This is a genomic window from Actinokineospora terrae, assembly GCF_900111175.1.
Lineage (GTDB): Bacteria > Actinomycetota > Actinomycetes > Mycobacteriales > Pseudonocardiaceae > Actinokineospora > Actinokineospora terrae.
The window spans coordinates 83,862-101,043 of the sequence record NZ_FOGI01000014.1 but is presented as its reverse complement, the minus strand read 5'-3'; the positions used below and the strand labels follow the sequence as shown (position 1 = coordinate 101,043).

18 protein-coding genes are annotated in these 17,182 nt (G+C 72.0%); 10 read left to right on the top strand and 8 right to left on the bottom strand.

What is annotated here, in order from left to right; all coding sequences use genetic code 11:
• Nucleotides 1-27 precede the first annotated feature (27 nt).
• Together BMY07_RS28245 and BMY07_RS28240 are read left to right on the top strand one after the other, a co-directional pair.
• Nucleotides 28-834: a RecB family exonuclease gene (locus BMY07_RS28245; protein WP_092785589.1), complete on the top strand. Its 807-nt coding sequence runs from the start codon at nt 28-30 to the stop codon at nt 832-834.
• Entirely contained in the window at nt 831-1,148 is a 318-nt protein-coding gene (locus tag BMY07_RS28240) for a hypothetical protein (protein ID WP_092785373.1), read from the top strand. Before BMY07_RS28245 ends, BMY07_RS28240 begins: the two co-directional genes overlap by 4 nt.
• 58 nt (nt 1,149-1,206) lie before the next feature.
• Here the strand turns inward: BMY07_RS28240 and BMY07_RS28235 are convergent, their stop codons facing one another.
• From BMY07_RS28235 to BMY07_RS28220, 4 genes are all read right to left on the bottom strand, one after another.
• The gene (locus BMY07_RS28235; protein ID WP_092785371.1) at nt 1,207-1,728 is read right to left on the bottom strand and encodes a GAF domain-containing protein; all 522 of its coding nucleotides are present in this window, start codon (nt 1,726-1,728) and stop codon (nt 1,207-1,209) included.
• Between the two features lie 24 nt (nt 1,729-1,752).
• Complete coding sequence (locus BMY07_RS28230) at nt 1,753-3,360, bottom strand: methyl-accepting chemotaxis protein (RefSeq protein WP_092785369.1); 1,608 nt, start codon at nt 3,358-3,360, stop codon at nt 1,753-1,755.
• Between the two features lie 270 nt (nt 3,361-3,630).
• On the bottom strand, nt 3,631-3,855 hold the full coding sequence (locus tag BMY07_RS28225) for a DUF3107 domain-containing protein (RefSeq protein ID WP_092785367.1): 225 nt from the start codon (nt 3,853-3,855) through the stop codon (nt 3,631-3,633).
• A gap of 125 nt (nt 3,856-3,980) precedes the next feature.
• On the bottom strand, nt 3,981-4,652 hold the full coding sequence (locus BMY07_RS28220) for a ferritin-like fold-containing protein (protein ID WP_092785365.1): 672 nt from the start codon (nt 4,650-4,652) through the stop codon (nt 3,981-3,983).
• Between the two features lie 389 nt (nt 4,653-5,041).
• Between BMY07_RS28220 and BMY07_RS28215 the strand changes: the two genes are divergently transcribed.
• From BMY07_RS28215 to BMY07_RS28205, 3 genes are read left to right on the top strand one after another with little or no spacing between them, the layout of a single operon-like run.
• On the top strand, nt 5,042-6,673 hold the full coding sequence (locus BMY07_RS28215; protein ID WP_483860467.1) for a DEAD/DEAH box helicase: 1,632 nt from the start codon (nt 5,042-5,044) through the stop codon (nt 6,671-6,673).
• Nucleotides 6,674-6,678: 5 nt separating this feature from the next.
• Nucleotides 6,679-8,127, top strand: coding sequence for an Rv3212 family protein (locus BMY07_RS28210; RefSeq protein ID WP_092785361.1), 1,449 nt, complete (start codon nt 6,679-6,681; stop codon nt 8,125-8,127).
• A gap of 60 nt (nt 8,128-8,187) precedes the next feature.
• The gene (locus tag BMY07_RS28205) at nt 8,188-9,039 is read left to right on the top strand and encodes an alpha/beta fold hydrolase (protein WP_092785359.1); all 852 of its coding nucleotides are present in this window, start codon (nt 8,188-8,190) and stop codon (nt 9,037-9,039) included.
• Here BMY07_RS28205 and BMY07_RS28200 read toward each other — a convergent pair.
• Both BMY07_RS28200 and BMY07_RS28195 read right to left on the bottom strand, forming a co-directional pair.
• Nucleotides 9,036-9,344: a DUF4873 domain-containing protein gene (locus BMY07_RS28200; RefSeq protein ID WP_092785357.1), complete on the bottom strand. Its 309-nt coding sequence runs from the start codon at nt 9,342-9,344 to the stop codon at nt 9,036-9,038. The genes BMY07_RS28205 and BMY07_RS28200 overlap by 4 nt on opposite strands.
• Before the next feature lie 10 nt (nt 9,345-9,354).
• Complete coding sequence (locus tag BMY07_RS28195; protein WP_092785355.1) at nt 9,355-10,104, bottom strand: TetR/AcrR family transcriptional regulator; 750 nt, start codon at nt 10,102-10,104, stop codon at nt 9,355-9,357.
• 69 nt (nt 10,105-10,173) lie between these two features.
• Here BMY07_RS28195 and BMY07_RS28190 point away from each other — a divergent pair, with 69 nt between their 5' ends.
• On the top strand, nt 10,174-11,085 hold the full coding sequence (locus BMY07_RS28190) for an AurF N-oxygenase family protein (protein ID WP_092785353.1): 912 nt from the start codon (nt 10,174-10,176) through the stop codon (nt 11,083-11,085).
• Nucleotides 11,082-11,990 carry an alpha/beta fold hydrolase gene (locus BMY07_RS28185; protein ID WP_092785351.1) on the top strand — a complete coding sequence of 303 codons (909 nt, stop codon included), beginning with the start codon at nt 11,082-11,084 and terminating at the stop codon, nt 11,988-11,990. The genes BMY07_RS28190 and BMY07_RS28185 overlap by 4 nt, the downstream gene beginning before the upstream one ends.
• Nucleotides 11,991-12,009: 19 nt before the next feature.
• Here the strand turns inward: BMY07_RS28185 and BMY07_RS28180 are convergent, their stop codons facing one another.
• Both BMY07_RS28180 and BMY07_RS28175 read right to left on the bottom strand, forming a co-directional pair.
• Nucleotides 12,010-12,720 carry a PP2C family protein-serine/threonine phosphatase gene (locus BMY07_RS28180; RefSeq protein ID WP_092785349.1) on the bottom strand — a complete coding sequence of 237 codons (711 nt, stop codon included), beginning with the start codon at nt 12,718-12,720 and terminating at the stop codon, nt 12,010-12,012.
• Between the two features lie 61 nt (nt 12,721-12,781).
• Nucleotides 12,782-13,417, bottom strand: a complete 636-nt coding sequence (locus BMY07_RS28175; protein WP_092785347.1) for a TetR/AcrR family transcriptional regulator — start codon at nt 13,415-13,417, stop codon at nt 12,782-12,784.
• Nucleotides 13,418-13,649: 232 nt separating this feature from the next.
• Here BMY07_RS28175 and BMY07_RS28170 point away from each other — a divergent pair, with 232 nt between their 5' ends.
• The 3 genes from BMY07_RS28170 to moeZ all read left to right on the top strand — a co-directional run bounded on the left by BMY07_RS28170 (nt 13,650) and on the right by moeZ (nt 17,063).
• The gene (locus BMY07_RS28170; RefSeq protein ID WP_092785587.1) at nt 13,650-14,585 is read left to right on the top strand and encodes an alpha/beta fold hydrolase; all 936 of its coding nucleotides are present in this window, start codon (nt 13,650-13,652) and stop codon (nt 14,583-14,585) included.
• Between the two features lie 73 nt (nt 14,586-14,658).
• Entirely contained in the window at nt 14,659-15,693 is a 1,035-nt protein-coding gene (locus BMY07_RS28165) for a DUF3152 domain-containing protein (RefSeq protein WP_092785345.1), read from the top strand.
• Nucleotides 15,694-15,884: 191 nt separating this feature from the next.
• A complete protein-coding gene (gene moeZ, locus BMY07_RS28160) occupies nt 15,885-17,063 on the top strand; it encodes an adenylyltransferase/sulfurtransferase MoeZ (RefSeq protein WP_092785343.1) in 1,179 nt (392 codons plus the stop codon).
• The last annotated feature ends 119 nt before the right edge of the window (nt 17,064-17,182 follow it).

The window sequence follows — 17,182 nt, the reverse complement described above, 5'->3', positions numbered from 1 at the left end:
CAGGACGGCCAACTCGGATTCGACAGCATGCCGCGCAAACTCATCAAGGTGACCCCGTCCCGGCTCGGGGTGTGGAACGACTGCAGGCGCCGGTTCCGGATGGCTTACGTGGACCGCCCGACGCCGCCGCGCGGGGGTCCGTGGGCGCACAGCACCATGGGCGCCGTCGTGCACAACGCGCTCAAGGCCTTGTTCGACCTCCCTGTCGAGCGCCGCACACCCGACAGCGCCGCCGCCTTGGTCGGCACGCACTGGAAGGACGACGGGTTCGCCGATCCCAAGCAGGCCGCGGAGTTCCGCGGGCGCGCAGCGGGGTGGGTGCACGACTACGTCAAGGAAACCGACGTCACCGACGACCCGGTCGGCCTGGAGCGCTGGGTGTCCGCGCCGGTCGGCACCATCGTCGCCGAGGGCCGCGTCGACCGCATCGACCAGCGCGCGGGCGAACTGGTGATCGTCGACTACAAGACCGGGCGGCACGCGCTGAGCACCGACGACGCCAGGGGATCGCAGGCGCTGGCGCTCTACGTCCTCGCCGCCCGCCGCACCCTGCGCCGCCCGTGCACCCGGGTCGAACTGCACCACCTGCCCACCGGCACCGTCGCCGCGTGGGACCACACCGAGGACTCCCTGGCCCGCCACCTCACCCGCGCCGAGGAAGCCGCCGACGAGTTCCAGCTCGCCATCGACACCCACAAGGCGGGCGGCGACCCCGAGGTCCTCTTCCCGCCCAACCCCGGCCGCCAGTGCTCCTGGTGCGACTTCCGCCGCAACTGCGCCGAGGGCCAGGCCGCTGGACCGGCCATCGACCCATGGGCGATGCTGTCCCCGTGACCACCCCCGACGACGCCACCGTCGAGCTCCCCAGAACCCGCGCCCGCTCCGGCTTCTGGCGCGAAACCTCGGGCGCCCTGGCGATCGGCCTCGCAGGTCTGGCCGTGGTGGTCCTGGCCCTCCAGGTGATCGCCTGGGTCCGCGGCCTCCCCGGCCCCGGCATCGCCGTCCTCCTGGGCCACTTCGCCACCGCCGCGGCGGCCCTACTGGCCCAGCACTTCGCCGACCGCAAAACCGGCCCCCAAGCCGCCCTCTCCATCCTCATCGTCGCCATCGCCACCGGCACCGCCATCTGGTTCTTCTGGTGGGCCTGACCGGCGCGACGGCCGGAGTGGTCGTCCTGTGCGGAAACCCGTTCCGCACAGGACGGGTTCACCGGGCGTCGCGGTAGAACTGGAGAACCGTGGCGGCGTTGCCCGCCGCCCGGGTCAGCCAGTCCAGTTCCGCGTCGCCGAACTCCCGCGCGCCGGTGTCGACGACGCAGAAGGCTCCCAGCACGTGCCCCCAGGGTGAGCGCAACGGAACGCCCAGGCAGCTGTGGGCGCGGTCGACCACCGAGTGCGACCCGATCTCGACGACTCGGGCGCACAGGTCCGCCGCCGGGGGGCCGACCACGTCCGTGATCGGTCCGGCCGCGGCCAGTACGCGCGCCGCGGTGTCGACCACGACCGAGATCAGGCTCGCGCGGGCGGCGAGCGCGGTCACCGCGCGGGCGGCGGCGGCGTCGAGGTGGGCGAGCAGTTCGGGGTTGCCGAGGTCATACCTGGCGATCTCGGCCTGGTGGTCGTCGCGGCCGCTGCCCGCCGCCACCCCGGCCAGGACGCCGGTCGGTGTCCAGCCAAGCCCGCCGTCGAACGGGGTCCGCCGGTCGTGGTGCGTGGTGTGGATGTCCATGGTCGTCTCCGGTGCTCGGTGCGGTCAGTGGTCGAAGACGTCGACGAGCGAGGTCAGCTTGGCCGCGAGCCGCGACAGGTCCTCGGCGGCGCCCTGGCTGGCCCGCGAACTCTCGGAGGTCGCCGCGGTGACCGCGGCCACCTCGGTGAAGCTGCTGGTCAGCTCCTCGCCGCACAGCGCGACCTCGCCGATCGACCTGGTCATCTCCGAGGTCGTCGCCGACTGCTCCTCCACCGCGGAGGCCACGGTCGTGGCGTGGTCGGTGATCTGCGCGACGACCTCCTGGATGCGCCGCACCGCGAACGCCGCCTCGCCGGTCCCGGTCTGGATGGCCGTGACCCGCTCGGCGATCTGCTCGGTGGCGCGGGCCGTCTCGTGGGCGAGGTCCTTGACCTCACCGGCGACGACGGCGAACCCGGCGCCCGCCGACCCGGCGCGGGCCGCCTCGATGGTGGCGTTGAGCGCGAGCAGGTTGGTCTGCTCGGCGATGCTGGTGATCAGCTTGACCACCTCGCCGATCTCGGCGCTGGCCTGGCGCAGGCTCTCGATCCGCTCCCCGGTGTCCGCCGCCGCCCGCATGGACTCCTGCGCGACCTCGGCCGCCTGGGTGGCGCTGCCCGCGATCTCGGCGATCGACGTGGTCATCTGCGCCGCCCCCGTGGACAGGCTCTGCACGCTCGCGCTCACCCGGGACGCGGCTGCCGAGGCGACGCCCGCCCGCTCGGAGGTCTTCTCCGCGCCCCGGTTCAGCTCGGCGCTGACCGCGGACAGCCCGGCGGCCGCGGTGGACAGCGTGGTCGCGGTCCCGGCCATCTCCCGCACCGTCTCGCGCACGGTGCCGACGGCGGTGTCCAGGTCCCGCCCCATCCGGGCCAGTTCGTCGCGCCCGGTCAGCCCGACGGTGCTGGTGAGGTCCCGGTGCGCGAGAGCCGCCACGACCGCGCCGATGCGGCGCACGCCGCCGACGATCGCCCGCGACACCCACAGGCTGATCGCGACGGCGAGGGTGATGCCGACCGCCAGTGCGACGATGATCGTGGTGCGCGCCGACGCGTAGCTGGCCTCGGTCGCCTCCTGCCGGGTGCGGGCACCCCTGATCTCCGCCTCGACGATGCGCTCCAAGGCGTCCTCGGCCTTGACCGACAACGGTTCCAGCACGGTGTCGGTCAGTGACTCCACCTTCGCGGTGTCGTTCGACCTGCTCGCGGGCACGACCTGGTCGTCGCGGACCTTCTGGTACGCGGTCCAGGCCTCGCGCAGCGGTGCGATCAACTCGGGGACCGTGCTCAGCGCGGTGTAGGCCTCGATCTCGCCGTTGAACGCGTCGTCGTCGGCTTGCATCGCGCGCTCGTAGCCCGCCATCTTCTCCCGGCTGTCCGAGGAGGTGTGGCTCAGCAGGTCCTCGCGGGTGTCCGCCATGTCGATCCTGGCCTCGTAGATCCGCTGCACCGGCAGCAGGCCGCTGCTGTAGAGCGAGTCGGACGCCTCGTTCATGTCGCTCATCCGGATGATCGCGAGCGTCCCCACGCTCACCGCGACCACACCGAGCACGCCGACCGCGCCCAGCACCTTCGTCCCCACGCGGCGGTTGGCCAGCCACCGCGACATCACCCCACTGCGCGTACTTGCCATCGTCCACCTCACTCGGTCGCGGCCATCCGTGGCCGGTTCTCCGGGGGGGGCGGATGCCGGGGGCGCGTCCGGGACACGACGGTGGCAGTCAATATTTCAACAAGACGCGAAACGCCTGGTCGCGTTCCGAAGTCGGTACTCGGGTCCCGTGTGGACCGGGACCAAGGGCCCTGTGTCGCCGGTCACCGCCCGAGCGCGGCGGCCGATGTGGTCGTGGACAACGAAAAGGCCGCTGTCCACACGGGACAGCGGCCTCCGGTTCAGTGCGGCTCAGGGTGCGAAGCCCACCTTCCGCGTGTCCGCGCTGCCGATCTCCACGTAGGCGACCCTGCCTGCGGGGACGACGAAGCGGCGGCCCTTGTCGTCCAGGAGGACCAGTTGTCCGTTGGTGTCCCGCAGGGCGTCGGCGACCAGGGCCTCGACCTCGTCGGGAGTCTGCGAGCTGCTGAGCACGAGCTCTCGCGCGGTGTCCGCGACACCGACCTTGACCTCCACGCCGAACCTCCGGGCATCGAATCTGGGAAAGACCTTCGTCGGCAAGGCTAGTCGAGTGCGGGGGTCGGGGCGCGCAGGGGCGCGTTCACCCGCCGCGAAATCCAGCCGGGACCCGCCCGGGGGACCTAGCCGAGGCCCAGGGCGGTCATCCGCTTGCCGTGCTGCTGCTGGAGCCTGCGGAACAGCGCGGCGATGCCCGCGAGGTCACCCGTTCCGGCGACGATCAGCTCGGAGAGGCCGTCACGCTCAGCGACCACGTACTGGGCCTGGGTGAGGGCCTCGCCGAGCAGCCGCCTGCCCCAGAGCGCGAGGCGGTCGCGGACGGTCCTGTCCCGGTCGATGGCGGCGGTCACCTCGCGCTCGGCGAAGGCCGAGTGGCCGGTGTCGGCGAGCACGGCGAGCACCAGCAGCCGGGTGTCCTCGTCGAGCCAGGCGGCGATCTCCCGGTACAGGTCGGCGGCCAGCCCATCGCCCACGTAGGCCTTGACCAGGGACTCCAGCCACGACCGGGGGGCGGTCGAGACGTGCCAGGTGTCGATGTGGGCGATGAACGGGGCGATCGCGTCCTCGATCAGCACGCCGTGCGCGGCCAGGTACTTCTCGATCGTGGCGTAGTGGCCCATTTCGGCGGCCGCCATCGCCGAGAGCGCGGCGCGCCCGGACACGGTCGGGGCTGATCTGGCGTCCTCGGACAGCCGGTCGAATGCCGACAGTTCCCCGTAAGCGAGCACGCCGAGCAGGTCGACGACCCCTGCCGACAAGGCGCTCCCGGACACTCCCGACTCCGCGTTCTCCATGGTTGGCAGCGTATCCGGCGGCTCTCGCGGGTAGACTCGCCAGGACGCCTGGCTCGCCACCGCCCCAGGGCGGGTGGCGCCGGACGACTACGAAGACCTCGGGGAACGTCGCGGGCACCCTGCCCGCGGGACCGAGTGAGAGGGTGCGCGCCTACCTCGCAGGCCCTCCCGCGCCCCACCCGGGCCGCGCCGACGCGCAGGACCGGGGCGGGACCGGCGCGGTCGAGAAGGGCCCTCCAGGGCAGTGCGCGCTGGTATGAGAGAGGCTGATCACCCTGACGCAGGACGACACCCGGGGCGGCGACACCGCCACCCGATCCGACGAGCTGGACCCGGTCACGCTGGAGCACAGCGAGGCAGGCCTGCCCGAGAGCGACACATCACACCCGTTGACCGCGGGCGCCCCGGTCAAGCCGACCGCGCCGACCTTCGCCGAGCTCGACGTCAAGCCCGAGATCGTGCGGGCGCTGGCCGAGGCGGGCATCGAGCGCACCTTCGCCATCCAGGAGCTGACCCTCCCGCTGGCACTGGCCGGTGAGGACCTCATCGGCCAGGCGCGCACCGGCACCGGCAAGACGCTGGGCTTCGGCGTCCCGCTGCTGCAGCGCATCGTCACCCCCGGTGACGGCACCCCGCAGGCGCTCGTGGTCGTCCCGACCCGCGAGCTGTGCCTGCAGGTCACCGCCGACATCCGCGACGCGGGCAAGCACCTGGGCATCCGGGTGCTGTCCATCTACGGCGGCCGCCCGTACGAGCCGCAGGTCGCCGCGCTGCGCAAGGGCGTCGACATCGTGGTCGGCACCCCCGGCCGCCTGCTCGACCTGGCCGAGCAGAAGCACCTGGTGCTGGGCAAGGTCCGCGGCCTGGTGCTCGACGAGGCCGACGAGATGCTCGACCTGGGCTTCCTGCCCGACATCGAGCGGATCCTGCGGATGGTCCCCGACCAGCGGCAGACCATGCTGTTCTCGGCGACCATGCCCGGCCCGATCATCACCCTGGCCCGCACCTTCCTCACCCGCCCGACGCACATCAGGGCCGAGGAGAACGACGCCAGCGCCGTGCACGAGCGCACCGAGCAGTTCGTCTACCGGGCGCACTCGCTGGACAAGGTGGAGGTCGTCGCCCGCTCGCTGCAGGCCGAGGGCCGCGGCCTGACGATGATCTTCACCAGGACCAAGCGGACCGCGCAGAAGGTGGCCGACGAGCTGACCGAGCGCGGGTTCGCCGCGGGCGCGGTGCACGGCGACCTCGGCCAGGGCGCCCGCGAGCAGGCGCTGCGCGCGTTCCGCTCCGGCAAGGTCGACGTGCTGGTCTGCACCGACGTCGCCGCGCGCGGCATCGATGTGACCGATGTCACGCACGTCATCAACTACCAGTGCCCGGAGGACGAGAAGACCTACGTCCACCGCATCGGCCGCACCGGCCGCGCTGGCAAGACCGGCGTGGCGATCACGCTGGTCGACTGGGACGAGGAGAAGCGCTGGAAGGACATCAGCGACGCGCTCGGCCTGGACAAGCCCGCGCCGGTGGAGACCTACTCCACCTCCGAGCACCTGTTCAGCGACCTGGGCATCCCCGCCGGGTCCACCGGCAGGCTGCCGATCGGGATGCGCACCAGGGCCGGGCTGGACGCCGAGCCGGAGGAGGACTTCGGCGGCAAGCGCCGCGGGTCCGGTGCCGGGGCCGGGGCGGGTGCCGGTCGGACCCGCAGGGTCCGCGCGACCGGCGCGAGCAGGGCGAAGTCCGAGGCCGCCGCCCGCCCGGCCGGTGACGAGCCGGGTGGCGACGACGACAGCAGGCCCCGCAGGCGCCGTCGCCGTCGTGGCGGCAAGGACATCGGCGAGGAGAACGGCGCCGCGGTCGAGTTCTCGGCGGCCGAGGTCTCGGCCGAGCCCGCCGCGGAGCCCGAGTCGAAGTCGGACAAGCCCGCCAGGGTCCGCCGCAGGCGTCGTCGCGGTGGCGCCGATTCGGCCGGTGAGGCCGGGGCCAACGCGGGCGACACACCGGGCGGGGCAGACTAGCGCCCGTGACGCTCGGCGAGACCAGGGACGGCGGGGACGGGGAGCACCAGGACCCGGACCCGCGATACGGGTCGACCGGCGGCCGGACGGCCGTGGTCGACGAGGACGTGCTGGCCGGGGACGCCCCGGCCACGCGCGTGCGGGGCCCGCGCAACGGGTTCAACACCAAGCGCGACTGGGCGCTGCTGCTGCTGATCGTCCTCGCCCTGGTCGGCTCCGGGGTGGGGGTGTGGCAGACCAGCGGCATCGCCGCCACCGAGTCCGACCCGGCGACGGGCAGGTACACGGTGCTCAACCCGCCCGAGGTGTTCCCGCCCTCGCTCGGCGAGGCGTGGCGGGTCAACAGCCCGGCCACCTGGCAGCCGGTGGTCTCGACCGTGCAGCCCGACCAGGGCAACGGCGCGCCCGGGTCCACCGTCGTCAGCGGTGACGGTGGCGTGGTCGCGGGCCGTGACCCGGAGACGGGCGAGGTCCGGTGGACCTACCGGCGCGATCTCGACCTGTGCGGCATCACCGCCGCCTGGAGCAAGATCGTCTCGGTGTTCCGGACCTCCGGCAACGACCTGCCGCCGTCCGACCCGAGGTCGGCGGGTGGCTGCAGCGCGGTCACCTCGCTCGACCCGACCACCGGGGTGCGCGACAACCAGGACAACGGCGAGACCAACGTCGGCCAGCGCGACTGGGACGCCGAACTGGGCTCCCGCTTCCTGTTCGACGGCCAGGACTACGTGACCGCGACCGGGTCGCGGCTGCTGGTGTCGATCCGCTCCGACCTGGTCAAGACCGGCGAGTACGGCCAGGTCCCGGCGCAGGTCAACCCGAACAAGCAGCCGAGGACCGGCTGCGAGTACCACTCGGTGCTGGCCGCCTCGGCCAAGGTCGCGGTGGTCGAGAGCTGCCCGGACGAGAACACCGACCGGCTGACCGTGCTGCGCGCCTCCCCGGCCGAGTGGGAGAAGCCGGAAGAGGTCACCAGCCAGCTCCTCGACGGCCGCGGTGCCCAGGTCGTCGCGATGAACAACGACCTGACCGCCGTCGCGCTGGCCGACCCGGGCCGCATCGTCGTGTTCAACCAGCAGGGCGAGCGCACCGGCACCTTCGACGTCGACCTCGGCCCCAACGACCTGGCCACCGACGCCCCCGGCCGCAGCCCGCTGGTCACGAACGCCACCGGCGCCTTCTACTGGTACACGGGCTCGCGCACGGTCGTGTTGTCGGCGACCGAGCTGCGGCCCCTGTGGACGGTCCCGGACACCCTCGGCCCCGGTGTGGTGTTCGCCGGGCGGGTCCTGGTCCCGGTCCCCGACGGCCTCGCCGTCCTGAGCCAGGCCGATGGCGCCCGCATCGGCACCATCCCGGTCAACCGCGAGGGCTACACCGGCCCGGTCACCATGAACACGATCGGCCCGATGGTCCTGGAGCAGCGCGGCCCCACCCTGGTCGCCTTGCACTAGTCGGTTGGCGCTCGCCTGACCGCTGGTCGCCGTGCGGCCGGAGCGGGCACACTGGCCCGCATGCACTCGCAGCTGACCAGCCACTCGGCTGAGCCGGTCGAGTTGGCCGCGCGGTTCGGTCCGGTGGGGGCCTTGCGCCTGGACACGGGCGGGCCGTACGCGCTGCTCGTGCCGGGCTACACGGGGTCGAAGGAGGACTTCGCGCCCCTGCTGGACGAGATCGCGGGGGCCGGTTTCAGCCCGGTGGCGATAGACCTGCCCGGCCAGCAGGACTCGGCTGGGCCTGACGACGAGGCTCTGTACCTGCCTGAGTCTCTTGGCGGCGTGGTCACCGACCTGATCGACGGGCTAGATCGCCCGGTGCTGCTGCTCGGCCACTCTTACGGCGGCCTCGTCGTGCGTCGGGCGGTGCTTGCCGGGGCCAAGATCGCTGGGTTGACGCTGCTCAGCACCGGTCCGTCAGAGCTACCGCAGGGGCCGCGCCGTCACGTGCTCGACCTGGGGGAGTCGCTGCTGCGCGAGCACGGCGTCCCAGCGGTGCACCGCGGCCTCGAGGTGATGAACGCCGCCAACCCGCGCTGGCTCGCGCAGACCCAGGCGGTCCGCGACTTCCTGCGGCTGCGGTTCCTGCGCAACCGCCCGGAGGCCCTGCTCGGCATGGGCAACGGCCTGCGCACCGAACCGGACCTGGTCCAGGAGCTGGCCCGCGCCCTCCGCGCCACCTCGACCCCGTGCCTGGTCGCCTGCGGCGCGCAGGACGACGCCTGGCCCGCGGCCACCCAGCGGGACATGGCCGACCACCTCCAGGCCGACTACGCCACCGTCGAGGGCGCCGCGCACTCACCGGCCATCGAGAACCCGCACGCCCTGTTGGCCGCGCTCCTGCCCACCTGGAAGTCCTGGCTCGGCTAGGCGTCCAGCACGTCCAGCTCGGTGAGCAGCGTGAACGGCGGGGTCGAGGTCCCCATGATCCGGTACCGGTCCCAGGGGTCCGGGTCCGACAGCTCGCCGACCGCCTCGCCCTGGGGCGTGCGCAGCGTGGCCGCGGTCTTGCGCCCGGCGACGGCCGAGGACAGCTCGGCGTCCGCCGCGACCCGCCCGTACCAGCGGTAGTAGCCGTCGATCGGCTGGAAGTGCCCGCGCAGGTCCACCGCGACGGCGAACTCGCGCTCGCCGACCAGCAGCGTGGCCTCGCCCTGGTAGCCGTCCTCGTCCATGGGTCGCTCCTCAGCCCGCGGCGGTGTCGCCTGTGGACAGTGTGATGAGTTTGTTGATTTCCAAGGGCTTGTGCGGGTCGATGGTGACCCCGTAGCCGCGCATGGTGCCGTCGATGGCGGCCCAGATGGTCATGGTGAGGTACTCGACGACCGCGTCGCGGCTCATCGTGCGGCGTTCGAGCCACCACTCGCCGACGTTCTGCACCATGCCGACGATGCCGTGGCCCCAGATCTCGGCGCCGCCGGAGTCGATCTGGTAGGCCCGCATGTAGTCCCCGAGCAGGGCGGCCAGCGCGTTCGCGATGACCTCCTTGTCCTCGGCGACGATGTCGTTGTCGATCCTGCGGTCGGCGAAGGTGCTGCGGACCAGCAACCGGTACAGGTTCGGGTACTCCTCGATGATGGAGAAGAACGCGTCGAGGCTGCGCCGGATCCTGGGCAGCGGGGCCTCCTCGCGGCTCATCGCCGGGATCAGCCGCTCGAACAGGATCTCGGTGCCGCGGTGGCCGAGCGCGACGAACAGGTCGGCCTTGTCGGTGAAGTGCCGGTAGAGCACCGGCTTGGTGACCCCCGCAGCCGCGGCGACGTGCTCCATGCCCAGGTCGGGGCCGTGTTCGGCGAGCGCGCGCAGCGCGGCCTCGACGAACTCCTCACGCCGGGCGGCGCGGTGCGACTTCCACCGGTCCCGCCGCGCGTCCCCGGTGCCCGCCCCGGTGTCGCCGGGGCTGTGGCGCTTGACACGGTCAGCCATGCGACTCATGCTACCAGAAGTAACTGTTACCCGAAGTTACGCGTGCCGGAACCGCCGCGTAAGAGGAGTGACTCACCGATGAGCCGCGCGACGCAGGTTGCCAAGTTAGCCGATCGGGAGAAGACCGCGGGCCGTTTGCTGAAGTCCTCCGCGGACAAGTTCTACGACCCCGACATCGATATCGACTGGGACGCCGAGATCCCGGCTGACCTGCACTTCCACCCCGAGCACCGGATCTCGCTCTACGGCACCGAGCTGTGGGAGCGGTTGACCCCGCAGCAGCGCGTCGAGCTCGGCAAGCACGAGATCGCCAGCATCGCCAGCACCGGGATCTTCTTCGAGGTGCTGCTGATGCAGATGCTGCTCAAGCAGGTCTACAAGCACGACCCGACCACCGACCACGTGCACTACATGCTCGCCGAGATCGCCGACGAGTGCCGACACTCGACCATGTTCGGCAAGGCCTGCAAGCGCTTCGGCGTCCCCGCCTACGGCCCGCGCGGCTGGGTCAAGCAGCTGGCGAAGGTGCTGCCGGTGATCGGTCGCGGCCCGTCGGCGTACGCCGCGATCCTGGTGGCCGAAGAGGTGCTGGACCGGATGCAGCGGGAGAACATGGCCGACTCCACGCTCCAGCCGCTGATCCGGATGGTCAACCGCATCCACGTCCTCGAAGAGGCGCGGCACGTCACCTTCGCGCGCCAGGAAGTCGTGCAGGGCATGGCCAAGGCGGGGTGGCTCGCGCGCCAGTACCACCGGCTGCTGACCGCGTTCGTCTCCTACTTCGTCGCGCTGAGCCTGGTGAACCCCGAGGTGTACCGGGCGGTCGGGCTTGACCCCAAGCAGGCGTGGAAAGCGGCGAAGAACAACCCGCACTTCCAGGAGACCATCCGCTACTGGGGCGAGCGGATCATGAAATTCCTGGACGAGGCCGATCTGGTCGGCGGTCCCGGGATGGCCCTGTGGCGCCGCTCGATGCTGCTGCCCGCATGAGCGCCACCAGGACTGCGTCCGCTGTGTCCACTGTGTCTACTTCGGACGGAGTGGAACTCAACGTTGTCGTGAGCGGCGAAGGTCCGGTCACGGTCGTGCTCATCCACGGCTGGACGATGGACCACGCCTCGTGGGACCTGGTCGTCGACGGCCTGACCGGTGTCCGGGTCGTCCGGTTCGACCTGCGCGGCCACGGCGCCTCCGGCTCCGCTCCACAGGGGACGGCCACCATCGCCCGGGTCGCCGACGACCTGGCGGAGGTCATCGCCGCGACCGCCCCCACCGGTCCGCTCGTCCTCGGCGGCCACTCGCTGGGCGGCATGACGCTGATGGCCCTCGCCGAACGGCACCCCGACCTGGTGACCTCCCGGGTCGCAGGCGTCGCCTTCGTCGCCACGACCTCCGGCGGGCTGTCCCGGCTGACCCTCGGCCTGCCGCGCTGGGTCGCCGCGCCGGTGCTGTTCGCCGAGAAGCTGGTCAACCTGCGCATCGCCCGCTTCCGCCGACCCCGGCTGATGGGCCGCCGCACCGGCTACGCCCGCCCCGGCGTCCGCTGGCTGGTGTTCGGCAAGCGCCCGGTCCCCGAGCACATCGCCGCCACCGCCGCGCAGGTCGGGCGCTGCAACCCGGCCAACATGGTCGAGTTCCGCAACGCCCTCAACGAGCACGAACGCCTCCACGCGCTGCCGGTCTACCGGGGCGTGCCCGCGGTGGTCATGGCGGGCGGCCGCGACCGGCTGTGCACGGTCGCCGACGCGCGCGTCATCGCGGGCGCCCTCCCCGACGCCCACCTGCTGATCTACCCGGGAGCCGGGCACATGCTCAACTACGAGCGGTCCAGCGAGGTCGTCGCCCAGCTGACGGAGTTGGTGGCGGGCGTTCGGCAACTAGCCGCTGCAGGATGACCTAAGTCGCAGGATGACCTCAGTTCGGCCAGCCGCGCACATCGCCTACGACGGCCGTCACGTTGTCCCTAGGCCCTACCTGGCAGGCAGCGCGCACGAGCTCGTTGACGCACACCTCCGCCGATTCCCCTCTCAGCGACTGCAACAGCGGCCACAGGTCGTCGCCCAAGGTGTTAGTGAGGCCGTCAGTGCACAGCAGGTACCGGTCGCCCTTAGTCGCGGGCAGCTCCCACAGGTCCGGTCGGATGTCTTGCTCTAACCCGACCGCGCGGACCAACGCGGAGCGCTGCGGGTGCCGTGCGGCCTCTTCCTCGCTGAGGTGGCCGCCGTCGACGAGGTCGTTGGCCAGGGTGTGGCTCCTGGTGAGCACGCGAACTCCGGAACCGCCCTGCACGACCGTCACGCTGTCGCCTACGTGCGCGCCCCGGACAACCCAGCGGCCTGCCGCGCGCACGAGTACGGCCAGGTCAAGCGTGGTGCCCATGCCGGTTGTGGCGGGGTCCGCCTCGCCGTGGGCCAGGACCGCGGCGTTCGCGACCTCGACCATGCCCTCGGGGGAGTCGCCGTGCCGCTCGACCAGCGTCCTGATGGTCAGCGCCGAGGCCACCTCACCCGCGGGCGCCCCGCCGACGCCATCGGCCACCGCCAGCAGCCGCTGGGCCGCGTGCGCCGCGTCCTGGTTGGTCGGGCGCCCACCGAGCGCCGTCGTGCTCGCCGCCGTGAAGATCATGTCTCCACGGTGCCCTGTCCCCACCACCCACGGCAGCAGAGTGCTCAGCCCGTGGGATCGCCTAGTCGTGCGGGTGGAACGGGAACCCGCCGCCGATGCCGCGCCAGGCCAGGTTGGAGATGAGGTTGATGGCCTCTTCCTTGGGCAGCGCGCGGTTGTCGGCCAGCCACGAGCGGGCCGCGACCTGGCTGGCGCCGACCAGCCCGACCGCCAGCAGCCGCGCCCTGGACTCGTCCAGGCTGGCGTCGGCGGTGATGGTCGCGGCGATGGCGTCGACGCTGGCGCTGGTGGCGCGCTCGATGGCGTCCTGCACCAGCGGCTCGCCGCGCAGGTCCGACTCGAACACCAGCCGGAACGCCTGGCTCTCGCCGTCGACGAAGTCGAAGTAGGCGCCGACCGCGTTGCGCACCCTGGCCTTGTTGTCGCTGGTGGCGTCCATCGCCTCGGTGACCCGGCGGACCAGCTCGTCGACGTGCTTGTCCAGCAGCGCCATGTAGAGCTCGAGCTTGCCGGGGAAGTGCTGGTAGAGCACCGGCTTGCTCACGCCCGCGCGCTCGGCGATCTCGTCCATGCCCGCGGCGTGGTAGCCGTTCGCCGCGAACACGTCCTGGGCCGCGGCCAGCAACTGGGCGCGCCTGGCGGTGCGCGGCAGTCTGGCCCCTCGGCCGACCCCGTTCGACTGAACCGTCTCGGACATGCGTCTCCACCCTCGTTCACCGCTACGCCGGGGTCAGGATCACCAACCCCGCGGCTGGGTCGACCGTACTCGCCGGTATCCCCGTTCGGGGCAATTTCATGGACGTTCGTGCTCCACGACAAGTATCCAGTGTGACCCACGCCGCAGTGCGGCGAGCCCCGGGGATCGCGTGCACACTGGATCGGTGACCGCCCTACCCACCACCCGCCGCGCCCCGCAGTCGACCGTGCCGATGTCGGAGGCGGAGCTGCCCGCGCTCGACCAGGCGACCAAGGCCTGGCCGGGCAAGGTCGTGGAGTCGGCCGGGATCACGCTGCACGTCCGCCGCACCCCGGGTGTGGGCCCCGTCACCGCGCTCTACGTGCACGGCCTCGGCGGCTCCGCGACGAACTGGACCGACCTGGCCGCCTCGCTGGCAGGCTTCGCCCCTGGCATCGCGGTCGACCTGCCCGGCTTCGGCCGCAGCGAGCCCCCCGAGGGCTACACCTACGCGCTGACCGCGCACGCCGACGCGCTGGCCACCTGGCTGCGCGGCCTCGAACTCGGACCGGTCCACCTGCTGGGCAACTCGATGGGCGGGGCCATCAGTGCGCTGCTCGCGTCCCGCCACCCCGACCTGGTGCGCACGCTGACCCTCATCTCCCCGGCCGTGCCCGACCGGCGGCCGCTGGCCAGCCGGATGTCGGACCGGCGCATCCCGCTGGCGTTCCTCCCGGTCGTCGGCACCCGGGTGCGGCACGCGCTGGCGAACCTCACCCCGGGCGAGCGGGCCGCGCAGATGCTCACCCTCTGCTACGCCGAGCCGTGGACGGTCACCGAGGAACGCCTGGCCGAGGCCACCGAGGAGTACGCCGAGCGGGCGGGCATGGCCTGGGCCGGACCGGCGCTGGCGGCCAGCACAATCGGTCTCATCCGGGCCTGGTTCGCCTTCGGTGCCAGGTCGCTGTGGCGGGCGCTGCCCCGGATCAAGGCGCCGACGCTGGTCATCTGGGGCGACCGGGACAAGCTCATGTCGGTGCGCAAGGCGCCGCGGACCACCCGGCTCATCCCGCGGGCCAAGCTGCTCGTGCTGCCCCGCACCGGCCACGTCGCGCAGATGGAGCGACCGTCGACCGTCGCGCGCGCCGTGCTCGGTCTGTGGGAGACCGCCGAGGCGGGGGATTGGTGACACGCGCCGTTGCCCCGGTGGCACCAATCCACCGGGCGTCGGGTGATGTGGCACCCTGGGGCGCGTGAGCCGAATGACGCAGGGCGAGCCGGACACGGCCACCGGGTCGTCACGCTCCGCACCCGACCCCGACGACCGGTACCGGAGAGCGGGCAGGCGCACGTCGGCCGAGCCGCTCGCCGCGTCCTGGCGGCCGGAGCACCCGGACAAACCCCGCAAGCGCGGCTTCCTGGCGACCTACGGCTGGCGGGTGTACGCGGTGCCGGTGCTGGTCGCGGTGACCGCGCTGGTCGCCGTGCGCACCGCGGGCGACCGGGCCGACCCGGTCGCCTCGCCACCCGCCGGGCAGACCGCTGATCAGGCGAACCCGGTCACCGAGGGCGGCCCCGGTGTGCCCGACGTCACCGAACGACCACCCGGTCCGGTGGACCTGAACATCCCGACCGCGGAACTGCCCAACGGCGGCGCCTTCACCCAGGCGGGCAAGGTCACCTTCCACGTCGTGCCCGGCAGCGGACCCCGGATCGGCACCGGCCCGAAGTTCTTCACCTACACCGTCGAGGTCGAGGACGGCATCGAGCCCGCGTCCTACGGCGGCGACGACGCCTTCGCCAGCCTGGTCGACTCCACCCTGGCCGACCCGCGCGGCTGGACCGGCCTCGGCGAGATCTCGGTGCAGCGGGTGGCCGCCGACTTCCCCAACCCGAGCTTCCGGATCAGCCTGACCACCCCGGACACCGCGCACCGAGCCGAGATGTGCGGGTTCACGATCAAGTACGAGTCGTCCTGCTACCGGTCCAGCCAGAAGCGGGTGATGATCAACCTGGCCCGCTGGTCGCGCGGCGCGGTGGTCTTCGGCGGCGACATGCTCACCTACCGGCAGTACGCGCTCAACCACGAGGTCGGGCACGCCTTCCGCAACAACCACGTCGGCTGCCCGCAGGCCGGGGCGCTGGCGCCGGTGATGATGCAGCAGAGCTTCGGCGTGGCCAACGACTACGTCGCCCAGCTCAACAAGGCCGTCGGCAACCCGGACCCGGTCAAGGCGGACGGGCTGGTGTGCAAGCCCAACGCTTGGCCCAACCCCCAGGCCCGTCCCACGCAGTGACCTGCGATGACGCCGGGCGGGGGGCGACACCCGACCTGCCAAGCCGGGAACGATGCCGGGCGGGGACGAGGGGGCGGGTGGCGGGAGGGAGTGATACGAGTCCCGGATGTTGGGAGCTGGGAAGAGCGTGGTGGGATCCTGGCGTTGACCGGGGAAGAATCCGGCATACATCCGTGCTGTAGGAGGACCCGATGTCAGGCAGTCTCCCGCCGCTCGTCGAGCCCGCGACCGAGCTGACCAGGGACGAGGTGGCCCGCTACAGCCGCCACCTCATCATCCCGGACGTCGGCGTGGACGGGCAGAAGCGGCTCAAGAACGCGAAGGTGCTCGTGGTGGGCGCCGGTGGGCTCGGCAGCCCCGCCCTGCTCTACCTCGCGGCGGCGGGGGTCGGCACCCTCGGTGTGATCGACTTCGACATCGTCGACGAGTCGAACCTGCAGCGGCAGGTGATCCACGGCCAGTCCGACATCGGAAAGCCCAAGGCCATCTCGGCCAAGGAGTCGGTGGCCGAGATCAACCCGCTGATCACGGTGAACGTGCACCAGGAGCAGTTGACCACCGACAACGCGCTCGACGTGTTCGCCCCGTACGACCTGATCCTCGACGGCACGGACAACTTCGCCACCCGGTACCTGGTCAACGACGCCGCGGTGCTGCTGGGCAAGCCGTACGTGTGGGGCTCGATCTTCCGGTTCGAGGGCCAGGTCAGCGTGTTCTGGGAGGACGCGCCGAACGGGCAGGGCCTCAACTACCGCGACCTCTACCCCGAGCCGCCGCCCGCGGGCATGGTGCCCTCCTGCGCCGAGGGCGGTGTGCTGGGCATCCTGTGCGCCTCCATCGGCTCGGTCATGGTCACCGAGGCGATCAAGCTGATCACCGGCATCGGCGAGACGCTGCTGGGTCGGCTGATGGTCTACGACGCGCTGGAGATGTCGTACCGCACCATCAAGATCCGCAAGGACCCGGAGACCAAGCCGATCGAGGGCCTCATCGACTACGAGGCGTTCTGCGGCGTGGTCAGCGACGACGCCCAGGCGGCCGCCGCGGGCTCGACGATCACCCCGCGCGAGCTCAAGGCCAAGTTCGACCGGGGCGACACCTTCGCCCTGATCGACGTCCGCGAGCCGCACGAGTACGAGATCGTCCGCATCGAGGGCTCGGTGCTGGTGCCCAAGGACCAGATCATCTCCGGCGAGGCGCTGGCCGGGCTGCCGCACGACCGCCAGATCGTGCTGCACTGCAAGTCCGGGGCCCGCTCCGCCGAGGCGCTCGCCGCGCTGCACCGGGCCGGGTTCAAGGACGCGGTGCACGTGGGCAGCGGCGTGCTCGGCTGGGCGCGCGACGTCGACACCAGCCTGCCGACCTACTGATCGACGCGAACGGCCCCCCGCTCCTGGTGAGCGGGGGGCCGTTCCCGTATTCCCAGTTCCCGCTGTCCCGCCTGGAGATCAACCATCCCGGGCACGTGTCGCGCGCCCGTGTGCGCGGG

What these genes read in the sequence shown, in the direction of transcription:
- moeZ (WP_092785343.1), top strand. Translation starts at nt 15,885, where the DNA reads ATGTCAGGCAGTCTCCCGCCGCTCGTCGAGCCCGCGACCGAGCTGACC.
- BMY07_RS28180 (WP_092785349.1), bottom strand. Translation starts at nt 12,720, where the DNA reads ATGATCTTCACGGCGGCGAGCACGACGGCGCTCGGTGGGCGCCCGACC.
- BMY07_RS28175 (WP_092785347.1), bottom strand. Translation starts at nt 13,417, where the DNA reads ATGTCCGAGACGGTTCAGTCGAACGGGGTCGGCCGAGGGGCCAGACTG.
- BMY07_RS28235 (WP_092785371.1), bottom strand. Translation starts at nt 1,728, where the DNA reads ATGGACATCCACACCACGCACCACGACCGGCGGACCCCGTTCGACGGC.
- BMY07_RS28200 (WP_092785357.1), bottom strand. Translation starts at nt 9,344, where the DNA reads ATGGACGAGGACGGCTACCAGGGCGAGGCCACGCTGCTGGTCGGCGAG.
- BMY07_RS28165 (WP_092785345.1), top strand. Translation starts at nt 14,659, where the DNA reads ATGACGCAGGGCGAGCCGGACACGGCCACCGGGTCGTCACGCTCCGCA.
- BMY07_RS28195 (WP_092785355.1), bottom strand. Translation starts at nt 10,104, where the DNA reads ATGAGTCGCATGGCTGACCGTGTCAAGCGCCACAGCCCCGGCGACACC.
- BMY07_RS28205 (WP_092785359.1), top strand. Translation starts at nt 8,188, where the DNA reads ATGCACTCGCAGCTGACCAGCCACTCGGCTGAGCCGGTCGAGTTGGCC.
- BMY07_RS28220 (WP_092785365.1), bottom strand. Translation starts at nt 4,652, where the DNA reads ATGGAGAACGCGGAGTCGGGAGTGTCCGGGAGCGCCTTGTCGGCAGGG.
- BMY07_RS28185 (WP_092785351.1), top strand. Translation starts at nt 11,082, where the DNA reads ATGAGCGCCACCAGGACTGCGTCCGCTGTGTCCACTGTGTCTACTTCG.
- BMY07_RS28170 (WP_092785587.1), top strand. Translation starts at nt 13,650, where the DNA reads ATGTCGGAGGCGGAGCTGCCCGCGCTCGACCAGGCGACCAAGGCCTGG.
- BMY07_RS28245 (WP_092785589.1), top strand. Translation starts at nt 28, where the DNA reads ATGCCGCGCAAACTCATCAAGGTGACCCCGTCCCGGCTCGGGGTGTGG.
- BMY07_RS28190 (WP_092785353.1), top strand. Translation starts at nt 10,174, where the DNA reads ATGAGCCGCGCGACGCAGGTTGCCAAGTTAGCCGATCGGGAGAAGACC.
- BMY07_RS28230 (WP_092785369.1), bottom strand. Translation starts at nt 3,360, where the DNA reads ATGGCAAGTACGCGCAGTGGGGTGATGTCGCGGTGGCTGGCCAACCGC.